Origin of the sequence: Pseudochrobactrum sp. AO18b (assembly GCF_000409565.1) — a bacterium.
GTDB lineage: Bacteria > Pseudomonadota > Alphaproteobacteria > Rhizobiales > Rhizobiaceae > Pseudochrobactrum > Pseudochrobactrum saccharolyticum.
In genome coordinates this window covers 1-18,315 of sequence record NZ_ANNO01000339.1, presented here as the reverse complement: position 1 = coordinate 18,315, position 18,315 = coordinate 1, and the positions used below count along the sequence as shown (strand labels likewise).

Below are 18,315 nucleotides of genomic sequence, written 5' to 3'. Positions count from 1 at the left end.
CTCATCGGCCAGTGTCAGCCCCTCCGGTGGCGCTGGCAACAGAGCCGAGCCGCCGCCGCAGATCAATGCCACCACCCGATCATCCGCGCTCAGATCTTGCAAAGCGGATTTCAGCTGCTTGGTTGCTTCCAGTCCCGCTGCATCCGGCACCGGATGCGCAGCTTCCAGCACTTTGATAAAACGGCATTCCGCGCCATAGCCATAACGGGTAACGACCACGCCCTGTGGCGCAGAATTGCCTGCCTCAATCCATAAAGTCTCAAAAGCCTGCGCCATTTGTGCTGCGCCTTTACCGGCACCGATCACAACCGTTTTGCCCTTTGGTGCTGGCGGCAAATAGGGTTTGAGACAATGCAGCGGATCAGCTGCCTGCACGGCTGTTTCAAACAGGGATTTGAGAAATTCCCGCTCCTGCCCCTGCTTTAGTTTAATCTGTGGCCGACCGATGCCCAGCGGCAACTGACTGCCACCGTCACTGTAACCGGCAGGGATCGCGCCGACTGCATTGATGATACGGCGCTCCGTAATCGCTGCAAATATCTGGTCAACGGCCTGTTTTGCCCCAACTAGGCGTGACGGATGATCAGTATCTGCCGCCGCATGAGGTAACAGCAGCATCCTTTGCGGGTATTTTTTAGCCAGTGATACATAAGGCGCTAAAGGGCCTGACAGAGTACCATCTTTTTCAAACAGGTCGGCATCCACTGCAACATTGCGGATATGACCGCTCTGCATCAGCGGTTCAAGCGCTGCAACATCCAACAGCTCACCACGGTCATAATTGATGACCATTGCGCCTTGTGCCATTACCGACAGAACATCTTGACCGACAAGCCCCTGATTGCTGTAGCGCCCTGTCTCCTTGTTCAGCGCACCAAGCCCCAGATGCACGCTCAATACATCGGCGTTTTGCGCAGCCTCTTGCGGTGTCGCCACGTAAGTATAACCTTGGCTTTCAATCCATGAGCGATGATGTTCCCGCGCATAGATCACCACATCCATAGCAAAGGCTTTGGCCAGCTTTGCCACTTCCATGCCGATATTGCCGCTGCCGAGAATGGCAAATTTACGCCCTTCAAGACCAGTGCTTGGAAAACGCGCCAGATCGCGACCGGTATCAAATTTGCCTTCCAGCACCTGCGCATAAAGTGTTTCCGTATCGAGATCGGGACGAAACTGTAACAGCGCTTTCAGCACCATTTGCGCGGTGATCCGGCTGTTGATGCCCGGTGTATTCATCAAAGGCGCTGTGCCGGAGACCCATGATTGCGATTGCATATTGCCGGTGCCTGCCCCGATACGCACCCCCCCCTCAGCGAACAAGCATTGCTGCGGAATACGGGTGGCGGCTGCGATCACCGCATCATATTGCCCCTGCCCAGCAACGGCGTTGAGGTCATCTTCCGAGCTCAGATCAGGACAATAGAAGAAATGGAGCTTACCGGCTGTGAGTGCCGAGACTGCCTGCAAAGCATGATCATGAAAGACCCCGCCTTTTTCTTCAATATAATGGCGGATTTCATGCCATTGATGCTTACCTTGCGCATCAAGACGCAACTCCAGATGATCCGTAATCAGGATTTTGGCAGTTTTGTCTGACATGATTTTAGTTCCCTTATAATTATTTAGTACGGGGCAATACCCAGATTATAATGATTGGCAATTTGCCAGAACCAGTCTGTATCAAGATCAGTCTGTCGCTCGGCAATATTAATATGCTCCGCACAATGATCAAACAGCGCATAACAAAGCTGCTCGTCATCGTGGCGGGCATAATAGGCAATCCCGTCAAAGTTTTCCGGATGATTATACAGTGCTTTTGACCAGTTTTGTGCGGTGTCATAAGGCAGACCGCTATGCAGCACTTCAGCCGTTGCACCAACTATAGCCAGTCCGCGCCCTGCAAGTTTGGTCAATTTTAACGGAGCCGTCAGCTCCAGCACCACATGCGCTTTCTTCTGTAAAAGCGTCAAATCAATCAAGCTGCGGCCGGGTTCACGTAAGAATGTTTCAGCAAAAGCGCCTTCCCGTGCAGCGGCTGTATAAAGCACACCATAGGACGCATCCGGCGCATTCAGCCTGCCCATATCGGAGCGGTCGAAATAGACGGGTTCAAAAGCAGCTGTATAAAAACGATATAATTTGCTTCCCGCAGCCAGAGTGATCAGCTCAGGCTGTCGGGAAGCCAGATTGTGCGGTGGTTGCGGCCCGCTCACGCGCCTTGCAGACCATTGAGCCGTGCTGCTTCCAGCACCGCATCTGTTTCGCCACGGCGCAGCAATTCAATCGGCTTTTTGCCGTTGAGGCGTTCATCAGGTCTGCTCAGAAAATTCAGCAAAAACCACGGATTAGCGCTGCCAAGTGCCTGACGCACAGCTTTCAGTCCGGCAACAATACTGCCGTCATTAAGAAACTGGATCGTCGGATAGGCGCGGCGGTTGCCGGGGCCCGGAACTGCGAGCAATGAACCATCCTGCACGCGTTTATCCACGGCCTGACGGGAAATACCCTGCAATAACAGGCGCACCTGCTCCAGCGTATAGGCGCCGCCTGCCTCGCGCAGATCCTGCTGGGCGATTTCAACACCACGCAGCAAAGCCAGAGCGCGCGCATCCGGCTGATAGGCCTCTTTGGCAACAGCCGTAGCAGCAGTTTTATGGACCGGCTGACGTTTCGCAATGGCACGCGCATTTGTATTGCCGCGCGGCTTTGCCTTTGCTGCAGGGGACTGCCGTGCTTTCTCAGCCTTCGGTGTATTCTGCGTTGTCTGTACCATTTTCATCTCCTGAACTTAAAGATGATACTGCACAGACTGGTTGTCAAGCTTGCTGTTATTGTCGAAGTTGACGAGATTGCATCTTACATGAAGCGACTTGCAGAATATGGCTCTGCGGGAATGAATGGTTTCTCTCCCGTCATCAGCTCTGCCAGCAACCGGCCGGATGCAGGCCCCAGCGTCAAACCATGATGAGCATGACCAAAATTCATCCACAAGCCCGGCTTGTTTGGCACCTGACCGATAACCGGACGCATATCCGGCATACAAGGGCGCAGACCCAGCCATGGCTGTGCCTCAACCGGTTTGCCCAATGACGGCAATACTTTACGCGCACGTTTTTCTGCCCGATCGAGCAGGATACGATTGGCCGGTGCATCCGGCGCTGCAAATTCAATACCGGTTGTCAGACGCATGCCCTGACGCATCGGTGCCAGCACATAGCCACCTTCTACTTCGACCACGGGATGATTGAGTGCTGCATTATCTTCCAGCGAGAAATGCAGATGTGTGCCGCGTTTGACTGCCATCGGCAGATTCATTCCGGCCTTGTCATAGATGAGATGGGACTGAGGTCCGAGCGCGGCCACAACATTACGTGCCGTCACAGGTTCGCTTGCGCGCACCGACCAGCCATCACTTTGCTGCTGCAAAGTCGAGGCATCGCCATACAGGAACACGCCGCCGCGTTGTGTGAAGAGAGAAGCATAGGCTTTGACCAGAGCCGAAGGATCACTCACGGTTTTCGGGTCGAGCCAATGAACGGCACCGGCAATATTGCGCATGGATGGTTCCGCTGTTGCAAAACCGGTGTTGTCGAGCACTTTATAATTCAGACCGAAGCGATCCAGCGACGGCAGAGTTTTCACAAAAGCATCAAAAGCCTGTTCACTGCAAAACGCTTCCAACCAGCCTTTGTCCTGCACCAGATTCTGGCAACCGGCCTGATCAATCAGGAAATCATGTTCGGTCACACTGGCTTCCACAAGCGGCAGCATGGCTTTTGTTGCTTTTGCCAATCCGCCCGCGGAAGAATGACGCCAGAACTGAAACAGCCATGGTGCCAGTTTTGGCATATAGGCCAGATCATAACGCACATCCGTACGATTATTCAGGCCATATTTAATCAGATTGGCGAGCCCGCGCGGAAATGAGTAAGGAATAACGCTGGAGCGTTCAATCAGACCGGCATTGCCATAACTCGTCCCTTCACCCGGATCTTTTTTATCGATCAGGCAAACGGCATGGCCGCGAGCCTGCAAGTGAAGGGCAGTGCTGACACCGATAATGCCTGCACCCAGAATGATTGTATCGAATTTACGCATGTTATGGCCGGATAATACGGGTCATGACTACAGGCAGAAAAATTCCGGCCGGCAGTTTGCCACGAAGGACTGAAATTACAGGATTAAGACAATGAGCGCGCAAAATTGCGCGCTCATCAAACGGTTTTAACAGCCGTTGCGATCAATAAATATCGAAGTCGAAATACTTCTTCATGATCTTGTCATAGGTGCCGTTCTTGCGGATACCGTCAATCGCCGCATTAAACTGGGCTTTCAGATCATCATTGCCCTGTTTCAAAGCAATACCGGTTTCTGTCTGTGTGCCCGGCACGTCTTCAAGAATATGGCAGCAGCTTCCGGCTTCCGTCTTCAACCAGTCAACGACAGGAAATTTGTCGGAGATCATTGCATCCAGACGACCGGTCTTCAGATCCGCATTGGCTTCGTCGGCGCTCACATAGAGTTTGACCTCAGCACCGGCTTTAGCCAGCACATCTTCCGCATAAATCGCCTGAGTTGTGCCGCCCTGCGCACCGATTGTTTTGCCGGAGAAGCTTTCCGGTTTCACATCTTTAATCGGGCTGTCTTTCGGCACAGCAATCGCCAGAGGCGTGGAGTAATATTTATTGGTGAAGTCGATCTGTTTCTTGCGCTCTTCGGTAATGCTCATCGATGCGATAACCGCATCAAATTTGCCAGCCTGCAAGCCCGGAATCATACCGTCCCAATCATTGGCAACGAGGGTGCATTTGGCTTTCATTTCCTCGCAAAGAGCATTGGCGATATCAACGTCAAAGCCCTTCAGCGAACCGTCAGCATCAACAAAGTTGAACGGAGGATAAGCACCTTCTGTGGCAATACGGATTTCTTTCCATTCTTTTGCGCCCGCCGATGTCGCAATAGCAGCCAGTACCATACCTGCAAATAAAACTGATTTACGCATAGTTCCCTCATTATGTCGTGAAAATCATTCTCCGAGGGCAGCTAAACAGAAAAACGGGGCAAAGGAAAGCCCTTGCCCCGTTTCTCATTTCATCAAGACATTCTGAATACGCATCATGTAGATACGTATTCATCCCGCTATTAAGCGTAAACTTTACCGAAGCGGTTTGCGAGGAACTTATCCAGCGCAATATCTTCCTGCTTCATGAAGCCCTGTGCAGGGATGCTGCCATCAGCAAGCATATCAACAACAGCGCAGATAGCGGAAGCAGTGGTAACCTGAATACCGGTCATTTCCAGACCATCCTGAGTCTGGTTGTAAACCTTATTCGCATAAGTTTCCTGAGTCAGACGACCGTCTTTGTAGCCGGTTACGGTTACGAAGATAACGATAACGTCCTGCTGGGTGCCCGGAACTGCGGTTTCAAGAATGTCCTTGAATACATCGCGGCGATGACGCAGGCCGAGGTCGTTCAGCAGGGTCTTGAAGATGTCGCAATGGCCAGGGTAACGGATGGTGCGGTAGTTCAGGGTGCGGACTTTGCCTTCAAGGGTTTCAGCCAGAGTGCCGAGACCGCCGGAAGTGTTGAAAGCTTCGTACTGAACGCCTTCGAGCGAGAATTCTTCGCGCTCTTCCATAGCAGGAACCAGTGTCAGCTTGCCGTTGACGATGGCTTCACATGGTTCGATATATTCGTTGATAACGCCGTCCGTGCTCCATGTCAGGTTGTAGGTGATGGAGTTGGTCGGGAACTGTGGCAGAGCGCCGACGCGCATACCGATGGATTCCAGCTTGTCGAATTTCTTGGCCAGATCGTAAGCAACGATCGAAATAAAGCCAGGAGCCAGACCGCACTGTGGAATGAAAGCGGTTTTAGCGGTTTTAGCCAGTTCTTTAACGTGGCGTGTGCTTGCAACGTCTTCGGTCAGGTCGAGATAGTGAACGCCTGCTTTTGCAGCTGCATCAGCAATACGGATTGTCATCTGGTAAGGCGCAGCACTGAGAACAGCAAATTTACCGGCCAGAACGGCTGCCAGAGCGGCTTCATCAGCAATATCAACAACTTTAGTTGTGATGTTCTTTTTGCCGGCAAGCGCTTTCAGCTGCTCTTCCGCACGGTCTGTTACCGTTACATTATAATCACCGGTGTTACCCAGAAGCTGTGCAATTGTTACACCGATCTTACCGGCACCAACGACGACGACGTCTTTCATGACTGACCCTTTATTATATTGCCTGAGTGCCACTGCCTGTGCCTGCGCAACAAGGAAAATGTAACACTTTAATAATACTGTATTATTTCCCGAGGACTTGATTCAGCCTCAGGAAATGATGGCATAGAGTCGCAGAATTTTCGTCAAAAAGAAGTATCTAAAATGACGGAATGACGCTATATATTTGAACGAAGTGACGCTAGCGAGGTTCAAAATGACGACGAAAGCCGATATGGCCCTGATTGCTCTTTTACGCGAGAATGCCCGCGCATCGACAGCAACACTTGCCAGACGGCTCGGCGTTTCCCGTACAACGGTTCAGAGCCGTATCGACCGGCTGGAAAAACGCGGCATCATTACCGGCTATACTGTTAAACTGTCTTCAGAACATGAAAGCCATCTGGTGCGTGCGCATGTGCTGGTTACAGCCCTGCCGAAGTTTTCACCAAAGGTTGAAGTCGGTCTCAAAACCATGATGTCCGTTCGATCTGTTCATTCAATCAGCGGCAATTTTGATATGATTGTTATTGTTGAAGCGCCATCAATCGGCGAACTCGACAGTGTGCTCGATCAGATCGGCGCACTGGAAGGTGTTGAACGCACCATGTCGTCTATTATTCTCTCCACCCGTATCGAGCGGTGAATTTTAAAGAGATTATCATTAGTAAATAATATACGAGTGTAATGTTTTTTGGATATTAATATTCAATTATTCTAAAATTATTTACTGAAATAATAAAACTATAAATATTGCTATCATTTTTATTCCCGTGATTTATGTAGCACTACATAATCTTTAGGCATGGCCACGGGGGTAGTTTTGCTTAAAACCTATAAGAAAGCTTCTCAGCTTGCCAGTGCAGGTATTTTGCTCTTCTCGGCAATCACTTTCACATATTCCAATCAGTTTGCAGCGCTCAAACTCGCTTTGAACTGGTGGGATCCTTTTGCAATTTCTCATTACAGATTGTCTGCCCTGACAACAGAACAATTCGCGTTTGAAGTTCAGACTGCGCTGGATGAGGATGATATTGCGGAAGCACAAAATCTTGTCGCCTTAGCAACAGATTACGGGCACACACTCCCGCCAGAACTGATAGAGAAAACCGAGGAAGGTTATCTGGCGGCAACCTACCGCTACACTTCCGGTTTTGTGAACGGGTTTGCCTATGGCGAAGTCAATTCAGTGCAAACACTGATCGGCAGCCTCGCATCTGATTATGTTGGATATGGCGACTTAAGAGACATTAAGACCGAAGGCACTAAGTTCATAGCAGGTGAAAGCTATGATGCAATCACCTTAGGCATCGCCACAGTAGGACTATCCAGTTCAGTTGTAACGTGGAGTGCTAAAGTTGCGACCGTGAACCCAGCCAATGCTCCCGTTACTGTTCCTGTTATACTAGCTGCGGCTCAAGTCGATAAAGGCGCTTCATTAATAAAGGGCGCATACAAGACCCGAAAACTGTCGCGTCCGCTCATTGAAAAAATAACAGGCATTTCTTCCAAGCTCATCAATAAGCCTGCATTAACAAAGGCTTTAACAAGCCCGGAGCCTTTATACAAAATTCCGTCGCTATCAAAGATGACGAGTGCCGCTAAAAATATTGACTATAAGAAACTGTTTAAAGGTGATTTCACAGATTCAGAAACCCTTTTGCATGAAGCGAGCCCACTTGATCTCGCAGCATTGGGAAAAAGATTTGATGGCGTCATCAATACAAAAGCCGTTAAAGAATTGGATGACCTTACTTCTGCATCCGGAAAACTACTATCCACTGCAGGTGTCAGTACCTCTATGCGGGCACTGGCATATGCAGATGATGCAAAGGACTTGCGGAAATTCGCCAAATTGTCGGATAAATTTGCCGAGAAAACCTCATCCGTCATCAAATTGCTTGGCAAAAACGCCATCAGATTAGGCAAATTGCTATATTTAGTTATCTCTGTGCTGATCTCCGTTGCGATTTGGATCGCATGGGCAATCTGGCTGGTTTATTCCCTGTCGAAGTCTACGTACCGTCTTATAAACCGCAAGAAACAACGAGCGGCCCATGAAACGCTCTGAACCATTAAAACTATCTATGCTGGCAGCAGGTATTGGGGGGGCAGCTATTGCAGGTTTCGGATTCGCTGCGGGCCGCGACTTATATAAAGGTACCAAAAACAGTGCGGGCTTGCTTCTTTTATTAGCGGCCGCCTTTGTCTGCCCCTTTATTGGCGGACGAGGTCTTGTCAGAGGTCATAATCGCGGGTTTTTCGGAACTCTTTTCCTGACATTCATTGGCAACCTTCTCCTGATTGCCATTAGCATTGCCGCATGGTCAGTTATTATATTCTATTTGATCTCCGTTACATCGACTGAAGCAAACACACATTCCTTGATTGGCGCCATTTTTCTTGGTGCTAGCGCAACCTTGCTAATGACAGCAACCGGTATTTTAGTCGGCTTATTCCAGCGACCAAAGCGCCTTAAAATCTTTGCCATCGCATGTGCAAATGAAGACTTTATGCAAAAGCAAGGTTTTCAGGAAACAGGTGGCAGCGACATTACACATTACGATCAAAACGGAAACGCTTTGCGCTTTCTGGAGGTTCATCCGGCAAAGATCGTCTTTATGGCTGTAGGAAGACGCGGGAAAAGAGCGTTTATTGATCTCGACAGTGATGGCCGCATGGTCGCCTATTCAGGCATTCAGTAGCGCATTTACACAGATGTTTCGCGCCAGCCCTGCATAGCTATGCGCGTCTTTCCGAGAAAAATCAGGTCTTATCCGAATTTCAGGGGGATTGTGGCCGCTTCAGGGCTGCCCTGAGCGCTTTTGCGGCAAGTTTTTCACTTAAAATGATGATTATGACAATTTAATGCCTGACGGAGCGTTTTCCCAATCCGAATAAGCAACGCAGCTATGCAAATTTGTCTCTGCTCATTTCAGATCATTAGGGCTATATACAACTCAACAAACAACGACATAAAATTTTCTAGGTGAGAAACATGAACCTGATCCGCTCTTACAACAACTGGCGCCGTTACCGCAGCACAGTAAACGAACTGAACCGCCTCTCAACCCGCGAACTGAACGATCTCGGCATCCTGCCTGCAGAAATTCCGTTTGTAGCTCGCAAGGCAGCTCAGCGCTAATAAGAATTACAGAGATATCAAACCTGAGCCTCCCTCCTCCTCCCAACTCAGGTTTGATCGAAGACCGGTCTCCCTCCTCCCAACCGGTCATTCATTGTAACGCCCGATGCTCCTCCCAGCGTCGGGCGTTTACTTTTTCGGCAACCAGTTTTTGGTCTTCAACACTCAAAGATGGATATAGGCAAAGCCCTGTATTTGCAGATATGCAAGTTCTGCAACGCCGCTTGGCACCACATCATCTTCTGAAAGACGATACAGGCTTTTAATCTCAAGATTACGCGCGCGCATTGTATTGGCGCAGGCCAGGAAACGAACGCCCTGTTCGCATAAATTATCAAAACGCTTTTTCAGAATATCGTCGGCTTCCGCAATCTGAAACAAATCCAGACCCGCGCCGTGGCAAACCACACGGATGGTAAAAGCCGGTTTTGTCTCACATCCTGCAGATAATGCCTGCACATGATTGGTCAGGGATGTGAGCAATGCCGCCATATAGGCTTTTGTTTCAGCCGGTGCTGCATTTATATAAGCACCATTATTATGATAAACGACCCGCTGTTCGCCGGACTTACTATAGCGATTATGGGTCAGCGGATCATTCATCATAAAACTCCGGTCAGTGAACGGCGACTTTCGTGCCGCTCGCACTTACAGGTAATATTGGCATTACCGCTCTGGCTTGTTATTTCGCTGCTTTCTCGCGAGCACGGGCATCAGCCACCGCCATTTTGAAACCGTTATAATCCAGTGCCATAGCACGGAACGGGCCGATCAGATGCGTTGGAGTGCCTTCAACGCCGATTGATTCCGCCTGCGACATGACACGCTTCAGCTGCGCAGTGATTTTACCGTTGTTTTTGTTCAGATCAGCCTGCAATTGCTGCATATCAATGCCGGAGGCTTTAACCGCATCAAGCATCGCCTTTTTAGACACTTTGCCGCCCGGAATGGACATCAGTGCTTTATGAACGACTTCATATTTTCCCTGATATTGCGCTGCCAGTGCCAGCTGGGAACCATAGACTGACGATTCCGTCAGGATCGGCCATTCTTTATAGACAAGACGGATATTTCCGTCTTCCTTAACGATACGCGCCAGATCAACACCGGATTTTTTGCAGTAAATGCAGTTATAATCGGTGAAAACGACAATGGTCAGATCGCCTTTGGGATTGCCGCCGGCAGGCGCTTCCGGATCATAGAGAATCCCGTTGACATCAACCTCCTGTGCAAACGCATCATGCTTGCTGCTCAGCAGAAAAGCAGTGCTCAGCGTAATACCGGATGAGAGTTGAAGGAACTGGCGGCGTTGCATACGCTTCTCCTGTAAGGCAATAGGTAAATAAGGTTGGGGCGGCTCAGAGGCCGAGCGCCTGAAGACGATTGTCCAGCTTGTCCGGTGTCAACTCGCCAATGATGCGATTTTGCGTTTGTTCTTTTGCAGTTTGTGCCTCAAGGAACATCAGCGTTGGTGGTCCGACAACGTTAAAACGCTGCATCAGATCACGGCTGGCATCATTATAATCGGTGATATCCGCTTTAATCAGCGTGAGATTGCCCAAACGGCCTGCATATTCCGGCTTTTTCATCACTTTTTCATTAGTCTTACAGGTTGTGCACCAGTCTGCCGTGAAATCCACCAGCACCGGTTTACCTGTCGCAATCGCCTGATTGAGTACCTGATCATATTCAGCCGAAGTTTTAACAATCCTGACCGGCTGAGTCGTTGCAGTCTGAGCAATCTGTTGGGTGCTGCCCTGTAAAAAGCCCAATGGTTGCCACGGATCCGTTGAACCGCCTGCAAAACCGACCATCAGTAAGGTGCCGTAGATCAGAGCGGCAATACCGGTAGTTTTTTCAAGGCGCATCCATGCGGTGCTTTTAGCACTCAGGCGGTCAAACACACCGAGGAAAACACCGCAAGCCAGTGCCGTGAGCGCCAGCAACAACATTGCATTTTCGTCGGAAAGCAGGCGCAGGATCATGTAGATCGCCAGTCCCAGAAAGACGACACCGAAAATCTGTTTGATTGTATTGAGCCACGGGCCGGATTTCGGCAGATATTTTGCGCCAAATGTACCAAAAACAATCAGCGGTACCCCCATGCCCAGTCCCAGAGCGAACAGAGCAGAGGCACCGCGTACGGCATCACCGGTCTGCGCAACATAGAGCAATGCAGCGGCAAGCGGCGGGGTCACACAAGGCCCGACAATCAGCGCGGAACCAAAACCAAGCACCAAAGCGCCGCTGATCGCACCGCCTTTACCGGATGTGTTGCGGCTGAAGAAATTTGTCCAGCCTTGCGGTAGTTGCAATTCATAATAGCCGAACATCGACAAAGCGAGCGCGACAAACACCAATGCCATAAACCCAAGCGCATAGGGTGTTTGCAATGCGGCCTGCAAATTATAACCCGACCAGGATGCGGCAAAGCCAAGCACGGCATAGGCTGCAGCCATCGCCACCACATAAGCCGATGACAAGACAAAGCCGCGGCCGGATGACAGTTTTTCACCGGATTTTGCCAGCATTCCCGACAGGATCGGAATCATCGGGAAAACGCAGGGCGTCAGTGCCAGTAACAGACCAAAGCCAAAAAATCCGGCCAGCATGAAAGCGAAATTGGAGCCAAGCCATGCCGTCACTTCTTCCGTGCTGACATCGGTGAGGCTTGCAATCAATCCGGTTTCAGCCGGTGCTGCGGGTTCCTGTGCAGGCGCAGTATCATCGGTCAGTGATAAATCTGGGGCAGCAAGTTCCGTTTGTGACAGACCTCCCAGACCCAGCGCCACTTTGGAAAGCTCCAGTGTTTGCAGATCAAGCGAGCGTGTTACCGGCGGATAGCAGATACTGTCTTCCTCACATCCCTGCCAGCGCACCAGAACATGCCCCTCTTTCGGCAGCGCATTTTCAGGCACCTGTGCAAAAGCACGGTTATACAAAACTTCGGTACGGCCGAAATTCATATCATCCTTGATGACACCTTCACTGACATCGGCAGGAAGTACTGTACCGTCCGGTTTTTCGACCTGTATCTTGTCGCGATACATGTAGATTTTAGGCGCAATATTCCATTGAAATTGCAGCACGTTTTTCTCATCGCGCGTGACACTCAATTGCATAACTTCTTCAGCGCTGCGCATGGTTTGCGCAACAGCCTGAATACCGGTCACAGGTGTAAAAGCAGCAGATAATACAATGCTGAAAAAGAGCAGACTGAAAAGCTGTCGGTAAAAATGTCGGATCATATTATCCTGCGAAAACTAAAGCATGTCGCAGCTAAATGAGTTCATTTAGCGTTCGCGAACATGCGACAATTGAAAGAACCTAGAGCGAGTGCCATGAATGCCATTAAACTCAACACGCTGTAGAATCTTGTATGCGATACCCTAATAAGACGCCCGAATATCACACAGATAGGCGGATGCCTGTTATAATGTCCATACTATCTTATGACCTTAAGTCAGCCTTAAGGCAGAAAAGCCAGTCTTACAGATAATAGACCGCAAAAGTTAAGCGGAACAATATTGATAGTTAAAGTGCGTTCCTAAGCGGGCCTGAAAGAGGGCCCGAAAGCGAGAATGTTCCGGAGAATAAGATGCGTGTTTTGGTAGTGGAAGATGATCCGGTTTTGTCCAACGGCCTGAAGGTCGGGCTGGGTCTGACCGGCGCAACCGTGGATCAGGTTGCTACCTGTGCAGATGCGCTGGCCGCATTGGCATGCTCACGCTTTGACGCGATTGTGCTGGATCTGATGCTGCCGGACGGTTCCGGCCTTGATGTTTTGAAGAAAATACGCGCTGATAAAGATCAGACACCGGTTTTATTGCTGACAGCGCTGGATGAAACCGCAGACCGAATTACGGGTCTGGATAGCGGTGCTGATGATTATATGGGCAAACCGTTTGATCTCGATGAACTGGCAGCGCGGGTCAGAGCCATCGCCCGCCGCGGTGCCGGACGCGCCCGCGCAGTCATGATTGCCGGTCATGTAGAGCTTGATCCTTCCAGCCTCAATGCAAAAGTGAAAGGCGAACGGGTTCCGCTGTCACGCAGGGAGTTTGCCGTATTGGCTGCTTTAATGGAAAGACCCGGAATTATCCGCTCCAAGAGTGATATTGAAGAAAGGCTCTATGGCTGGCAGGAGGAAGTGGAAAGCAATACTGTAGAAGTGCATATCCATAATCTGCGCAATAAGGTCGGACGAGATGCTATTGAAACCGTGCGCGGCCTCGGCTACCGGATGCGGGTAACATAATGACATCTCTGCATAAAAGACTTTTCATCATTCTTGTAACTGCCACAGGCATTATCTGGGCCTGTGCTGTTGCATGGACCTATTTCAACAGCCGCAATGAACTGGAAAAAGTGCTCGACACACGACTGCAGGAAGCCGCACGTATGGTGCATTCCCTGCTCGGCAATGCTTCCACGGGCATGAACACAACCAAAGCCATCAGCCTGCCGCATGAGCATGGCAGCTATGAACGCTATCTTTCCTGTCAGATCTGGTCACTGGACGGCGAACTCGTTGGCAGTTCAACCGGCGCGCCTGACATTAAAATAGCAGGTAACAGCACCGGCTTTTCCGATGAGGTGGTTGAGGGTGAATTATGGCGTGTCTATACAATCGTTGATCCTGCAAAAGGCGTAAGAATTATCGTTGCAGACCGGTTGGCATTACGTGACCGTCTCGTCAGCGATCTGGTTAAAGGGCTTCTCGCTCCTGTTATTCTGATCCTGCCGCTGCTTGGCTTCCTGATCTGGGTCAGTCTCGGCCGTGGCCTGCGGCCATTGCATGAACTGGCGGATAAAGTCCGGCAAAAAGATGCGGATGATATGCGGCCGTTGCAAGCGGCGAATATTCCTTCCGAAGTACGGCCATTGGCCGATGCACTGAACGGGCTGTTTATCAAAGTGGAAGCCGCACGGCGCCATGAACGGGAAGTAACGGCTTTTGCCGCCCATGAATTGCGCACCCCCCTCGCCGGCTTGAAAACACAGGCACAAATTGCACTTGCGGCAGCCGATCCGGCAATTAAAGAAGGCGCATTACAGCAAATTTTGTTGTCCGTAGACCGGACAACCCGTCTTGTCCGCCAATTGCTGGCTTTGGCCAAGCTGGATGCCGATGCCTCTCCCGTGATGAGTGAGAAGGTCAATCTCGGTCAGCTGGCTGAGGAAATCATTGCTCAAAATCCGGTCAGCGGACGAAAAGTCGAAAACCGCATTGATCCGGCTCTTTATGAACAGGTGATACAGACAGACCGGCATAATCTCACACTGATGCTGCGCAATATTTATGAAAATGCCACGCATTATTCACCGCAGAACGAAACTATCAGCTGGGAAAGCCTGCCAACCGGCAGCGGCATTATCATCAAAGATTGCGGGCCCGGCGTGGCGGAGGAAGAAATCCCGTTGCTGACCACACGTTTTTATCGCGGCAGCAATAAGAGCCAGACCGGCACCGGACTGGGGCTGACCATTGTGGAAACGGCCGCCAAACGTGTCGGTGTGCTTTTCAACTTGCGAAACCGGACAGATCGTATGGGTATGGAAGCCGAGCTGCGCTGGATATAGTTTCAGTCAAAAATCAGACATAATTTCAAGATTATAGAAGTTTAAATACATAAGTGCTAGAATGAAATAAGTTCAGAATGAACTATATTAGTTGCTATTTAAATAGATAATGATTTTGAAAGGAAAAATTAGTGAACCGGACAGGTAAGACGCTCCTGTTTGTACTGATTTTTCTTTTGTTCTGGGTCACGCTGACACCTTTTATGGATTTACGTGATCCGTCGGTGCTGCTCGCACAGGAACAGGGCAATGCGCTCCAGCAGCTTGTGTCTTTGTCACTGTTCTTTATCTCTGCGCTTTATTTGCTGGCAAATTGGCAAATTGCCCTCAAAATGCTGTCGCCATTGCTGATTATCCTGCTGTTGTGGCAGTTCATTACAGTCTTCACGTCTGATTATTCCGGTATATCCTTCCGCCGTTATGTCTACAGTATAACGGTGATTGTGACCGCAATGGCTTGGGTCATTCTGCCTGAAAACCAGCAGCACTTTCAGCGCATGTTGAAATATCTAAGCCTGTTCATTCTGGGATTGTCTTATTTCGGCGTGATATTCATGCCGGAAGTCTCCATTCATAATGAAGCTGAGGTGCTGGAACTGATTAATGCCGGTTCGTGGCGCGGGCATTTTTCTCATAAGAATATTGCAGGACCTGCGATGATCGTACTGATCATCTATAATCTGTATCTGCTGCGCAAAGATGATTATCTGATACCGGCTCTGAATATTGTTCTGGCTACGATTTTCCTGATTTTTTCAAACAATAAAACCTCCATCGGTCTGATTGTTATCGCTCTTCTCGTGGCTGAGATCATTCGTTTTGTGCGATTGCTGCCGCTGCAATATCTCGCTGCGATCATACCTGTCGGGCTGATGCTGCTGCTCACGGTCGGCACGGTTGTGAGCCTGCCTGTGCAGGATTTTGTTACAGGGCTGATTTCGGATCCGACATTTACAGGGCGCACCGAAATTTGGAAATTCGCGCTGGAGCAATTGCGTGCGCATCCGTGGGTCGGTTTCGGCTTCGATACATTCTGGAATATGTCCCATTTGATCAATGGCGGTTATGAGATAGAGACCTGGGCATCAAGAGCCGGTCATGCGCATAACGGTTATATTAACCTGATGATGACAACAGGGCTGATCGGCATCACGCTTTTCATTGTCTGGATGCTGTTCTGTCCGCTTCTGGATTATCATCGCTCCCAGAAATCCGGCAATGATCCGGCACTCGCAGTCATGTATCTGCGCATCTGGGTTTTTATGATGCTCTATGCCTCTCTGGAATCGCCGTTCTTTGCCCCGCGCGGGCAGGTCTGGTTTTCACTGCTGGCGGCGGTTTTTGCTCTGCGCCTTCATGCACGCGTCAAAGCCCGTTAAATCGCTAAATTTCCGCTTCATCCGTCATTTTGCAGCCGCTCTCCGGCCAAATGATGAATAAGCAGCACAATGTGATTACTATTCATCACAAATGATTGTGCTTGTTGTTGACTAAGCTCAATTTTCAAACTGTATTTCTGTGATCTTATATCCGTGGGAGACGGATTAGGAGCATGCTGCGAAAAACCGGAACATGGTTATTCGGCACCGGCATGCAAAACAAAACCGGAGCACGCTATGCTCCGGACGGCAGTTAACCGCAAACAAGGTTATCCGGGGGGATACCGGTGCGGTTACAGTCACTGCAGGCGAACATTATTGAGGAAATGTCGGCTATGAATCATAAAAATAATCACCGGACAGGCGGAGAGATCCTGATTGATGCTTTGCGCATCAATGGCGTGGACAGAGCTTTCTGCGTACCGGGTGAAAGCTATCTGGCGGCTCTGGATGCATTGCATGATGCAAAAGAGGATATTGAGCTGATTGTCTGCCGTCAGGAGGGCGGTGCGACTTATATGGCGGAAGCCTATGGCAAGCTCACCGGCAAGCCGGGGATTGCATTTGTCACCCGCGGACCGGGTGCAACCAACGCATCTGTGGGTGTGCATACGGCATTTCAGGATTCCACCCCGATGATCCTGTTTATCGGACAGGTTGCCAGCGATCAGGTTGAGCGCGAAGCCTTTCAGGAAGTGGATTATCGCCGCATGTTCGGCCAGATGGCCAAATGGGTGGTGCAGATTGATGATGTTGCCCGTATTCCGGAACTGGTATCTCAGGCATTTCATCGCGCAGTGAATGGTCGTCCGGGCCCTGTTGTTGTGGCACTGCCGGAAGATATGCTGACCGCCCATGCCAGTGTTGCTGACGTTCCGGCACATAAAAAGGTCGAAATCTCTGCCGGTACAGAGCAATTGCAGGAACTGGCTGATCTGCTGCAACAAGCTGAACGCCCTGTGGTTATGCTCGGCGGCAGCGGCTGGAATAAACAGGCTGTGGCTGATGCGGAAGCCTTCTGCGTTGCGAATAATCTGCCTGTTGCCACATCATTCCGCTGTCAGGATCTCTATAATAATGCGCTGGCTAACTATGCCGGCGAGCTTGGCACATCCGCAAGCCCGAAACTGCTGCAGAGCATTAAAGACAGTGATCTGCTGATTGTGATCGGCGCGCGTATCGGGGAAATGACCAGTGCCGGCTATACAATGGTCAATATTCCGGTGCCAAACCAGAAACTGATCCACGTGCATAGCGGCGCGGAAGAACTGGGACGCGTCTATTACCCTACCCTGCCGATCAATGCGACAATGGCTGCTTTTGCCAAGCAATTGCGTGGTCTTGGCAAGATCGGTTCTGATAAATGGGCATCCTGGACAGCCGAGCTGAACAAGAATTACAACGATAATCTGCAACATGCGCCAATTCCGGGTGATGTGCAGATGGGCGAAATCATGCAGTGGATGCGTGCAAATCTGCCTGAAGATACGATTATGACCACTGGTGCCGGTAACTACACTGCATGGCCGCATCGTTTTTATCAGTACAAGACCTTCCGCACCCAGCTCGGCGCAACCAACGGCTCCATGGGCTATGGTGTACCGGCAGCGATTGCTGCCAAACTGACCGACCGTGACCGCACTGTCATTGCTTTTGCGGGTGACGGCTGCTTCCTGATGAATGGTCAGGAACTGGCAACAGCCATGCAATATGATGCTCGTGTCGTGTTTATCGTCGTTAATAACGGCATGTATGGCACCATCCGTATGCATCAGGAACGCACCTATCCGGGTCGTGTTTCCGGCACCGGTCTCGCTAATCCGGATTTTGCAGCGCTGGCACAAGCCTATGGCCTGCATGGTGAAACAGTTGCAGCAACGGATGAATTTGTACCGGCTTTTGAACGTTGCGTAGCTTCAGGCAAGCCTGCTCTGATTGAAATTCGTATCGATCAGGAAGCGATTACACCGAAAATGAGCCTGAGCGCGATGC

The 18,315-nt window shown here is 50.3% G+C and carries 17 protein-coding genes and 1 pseudogene; 8 read left to right on the top strand and 10 right to left on the bottom strand.

The annotated features are described in order from the left end of the window. The 7 genes and pseudogenes from A918_RS22320 to A918_RS0113430 all read right to left on the bottom strand — a co-directional run. Positions 1-432 (bottom strand): DUF4147 domain-containing protein (locus A918_RS22320; protein WP_245257331.1); only part of this gene is annotated, 432 nt, incomplete at its 3' end. 177 nt (positions 433-609) lie between these two features. Continuing rightward, positions 610-1,200 (bottom strand): annotated as a pseudogene (locus A918_RS22315) (NAD(P)-dependent oxidoreductase); the annotation flags it as partial. A 425-nt stretch (positions 1,201-1,625) separates the two neighbouring features. Next, positions 1,626-2,216 carry an RES family NAD+ phosphorylase gene (locus tag A918_RS0113450; RefSeq protein WP_028233800.1) on the bottom strand — a complete coding sequence of 197 codons (591 nt, stop codon included), beginning with the start codon at positions 2,214-2,216 and terminating at the stop codon, positions 1,626-1,628. Next, positions 2,213-2,776, bottom strand: coding sequence for a hypothetical protein (locus A918_RS20480; RefSeq protein WP_022711570.1), 564 nt, complete (start codon positions 2,774-2,776; stop codon positions 2,213-2,215). The genes A918_RS0113450 and A918_RS20480 overlap by 4 nt, the downstream gene beginning before the upstream one ends. An 83-nt stretch (positions 2,777-2,859) precedes the next feature. Further along, the gene (locus A918_RS0113440) at positions 2,860-4,101 is read right to left on the bottom strand and encodes an FAD-binding oxidoreductase (RefSeq protein WP_022711569.1); all 1,242 of its coding nucleotides are present in this window, start codon (positions 4,099-4,101) and stop codon (positions 2,860-2,862) included. A gap of 142 nt (positions 4,102-4,243) precedes the next feature. Continuing rightward, on the bottom strand, positions 4,244-5,005 hold the full coding sequence (locus tag A918_RS0113435) for an ABC transporter substrate-binding protein (protein WP_022711568.1): 762 nt from the start codon (positions 5,003-5,005) through the stop codon (positions 4,244-4,246). A gap of 140 nt (positions 5,006-5,145) precedes the next feature. Then, positions 5,146-6,219: a saccharopine dehydrogenase family protein gene (locus A918_RS0113430; protein ID WP_022711567.1), complete on the bottom strand. Its 1,074-nt coding sequence runs from the start codon at positions 6,217-6,219 to the stop codon at positions 5,146-5,148. A 214-nt stretch (positions 6,220-6,433) separates the two neighbouring features. Here A918_RS0113430 and A918_RS0113425 point away from each other — a divergent pair, with 214 nt between their 5' ends. The 4 genes from A918_RS0113425 to A918_RS21550 all read left to right on the top strand — a co-directional run bounded on the left by A918_RS0113425 (position 6,434) and on the right by A918_RS21550 (position 9,361). Further along, positions 6,434-6,862, top strand: a complete 429-nt coding sequence (locus A918_RS0113425; protein WP_022711566.1) for an Lrp/AsnC family transcriptional regulator — start codon at positions 6,434-6,436, stop codon at positions 6,860-6,862. A gap of 177 nt (positions 6,863-7,039) precedes the next feature. Next, positions 7,040-8,287, top strand: coding sequence for a hypothetical protein (locus tag A918_RS0113420; RefSeq protein WP_156831445.1), 1,248 nt, complete (start codon positions 7,040-7,042; stop codon positions 8,285-8,287). Next, positions 8,274-8,921 carry a hypothetical protein gene (locus A918_RS0113415; protein ID WP_028233799.1) on the top strand — a complete coding sequence of 216 codons (648 nt, stop codon included), beginning with the start codon at positions 8,274-8,276 and terminating at the stop codon, positions 8,919-8,921. The genes A918_RS0113420 and A918_RS0113415 overlap by 14 nt, the downstream gene beginning before the upstream one ends. 293 nt (positions 8,922-9,214) lie before the next feature. Beyond that, the gene (locus A918_RS21550; RefSeq protein WP_075656864.1) at positions 9,215-9,361 is read left to right on the top strand and encodes a DUF1127 domain-containing protein; all 147 of its coding nucleotides are present in this window, start codon (positions 9,215-9,217) and stop codon (positions 9,359-9,361) included. 165 nt (positions 9,362-9,526) lie between these two features. On the opposite strand, the gene A918_RS20475 is transcribed toward A918_RS21550, so the two are convergent. The 3 genes from A918_RS20475 to dsbD all read right to left on the bottom strand — a co-directional run bounded on the left by A918_RS20475 (position 9,527) and on the right by dsbD (position 12,609). Then, on the bottom strand, positions 9,527-9,967 hold the full coding sequence (locus tag A918_RS20475) for a DsrE family protein (protein ID WP_084664831.1): 441 nt from the start codon (positions 9,965-9,967) through the stop codon (positions 9,527-9,529). A gap of 76 nt (positions 9,968-10,043) precedes the next feature. Then, positions 10,044-10,676 (bottom strand): DsbA family protein, encoded by a 633-nt coding sequence (locus tag A918_RS0113400; protein WP_022711561.1) that lies wholly within the window; start codon positions 10,674-10,676, stop codon positions 10,044-10,046. 43 nt (positions 10,677-10,719) lie between these two features. Further along, the gene (gene dsbD / locus A918_RS0113395; RefSeq protein WP_022711560.1) at positions 10,720-12,609 is read right to left on the bottom strand and encodes a protein-disulfide reductase DsbD; all 1,890 of its coding nucleotides are present in this window, start codon (positions 12,607-12,609) and stop codon (positions 10,720-10,722) included. A gap of 350 nt (positions 12,610-12,959) precedes the next feature. Between dsbD and A918_RS0113390 the strand changes: the two genes are divergently transcribed. The 4 genes from A918_RS0113390 to A918_RS0113370 form a co-directional block, all read left to right on the top strand. Further along, positions 12,960-13,619: a response regulator transcription factor gene (locus A918_RS0113390; RefSeq protein ID WP_022711559.1), complete on the top strand. Its 660-nt coding sequence runs from the start codon at positions 12,960-12,962 to the stop codon at positions 13,617-13,619. Continuing rightward, positions 13,619-14,944, top strand: coding sequence for a sensor histidine kinase N-terminal domain-containing protein (locus A918_RS0113385; protein WP_022711558.1), 1,326 nt, complete (start codon positions 13,619-13,621; stop codon positions 14,942-14,944). Before A918_RS0113390 ends, A918_RS0113385 begins: the two co-directional genes overlap by 1 nt. A gap of 131 nt (positions 14,945-15,075) precedes the next feature. Then, positions 15,076-16,323: an O-antigen ligase gene (locus tag A918_RS0113380; RefSeq protein ID WP_022711557.1), complete on the top strand. Its 1,248-nt coding sequence runs from the start codon at positions 15,076-15,078 to the stop codon at positions 16,321-16,323. Between the two features lie 335 nt (positions 16,324-16,658). Next, positions 16,659-18,315: thiamine pyrophosphate-binding protein (locus A918_RS0113370; protein WP_022711556.1), on the top strand; the 1,657-nt coding region annotated here is incomplete at its 3' end.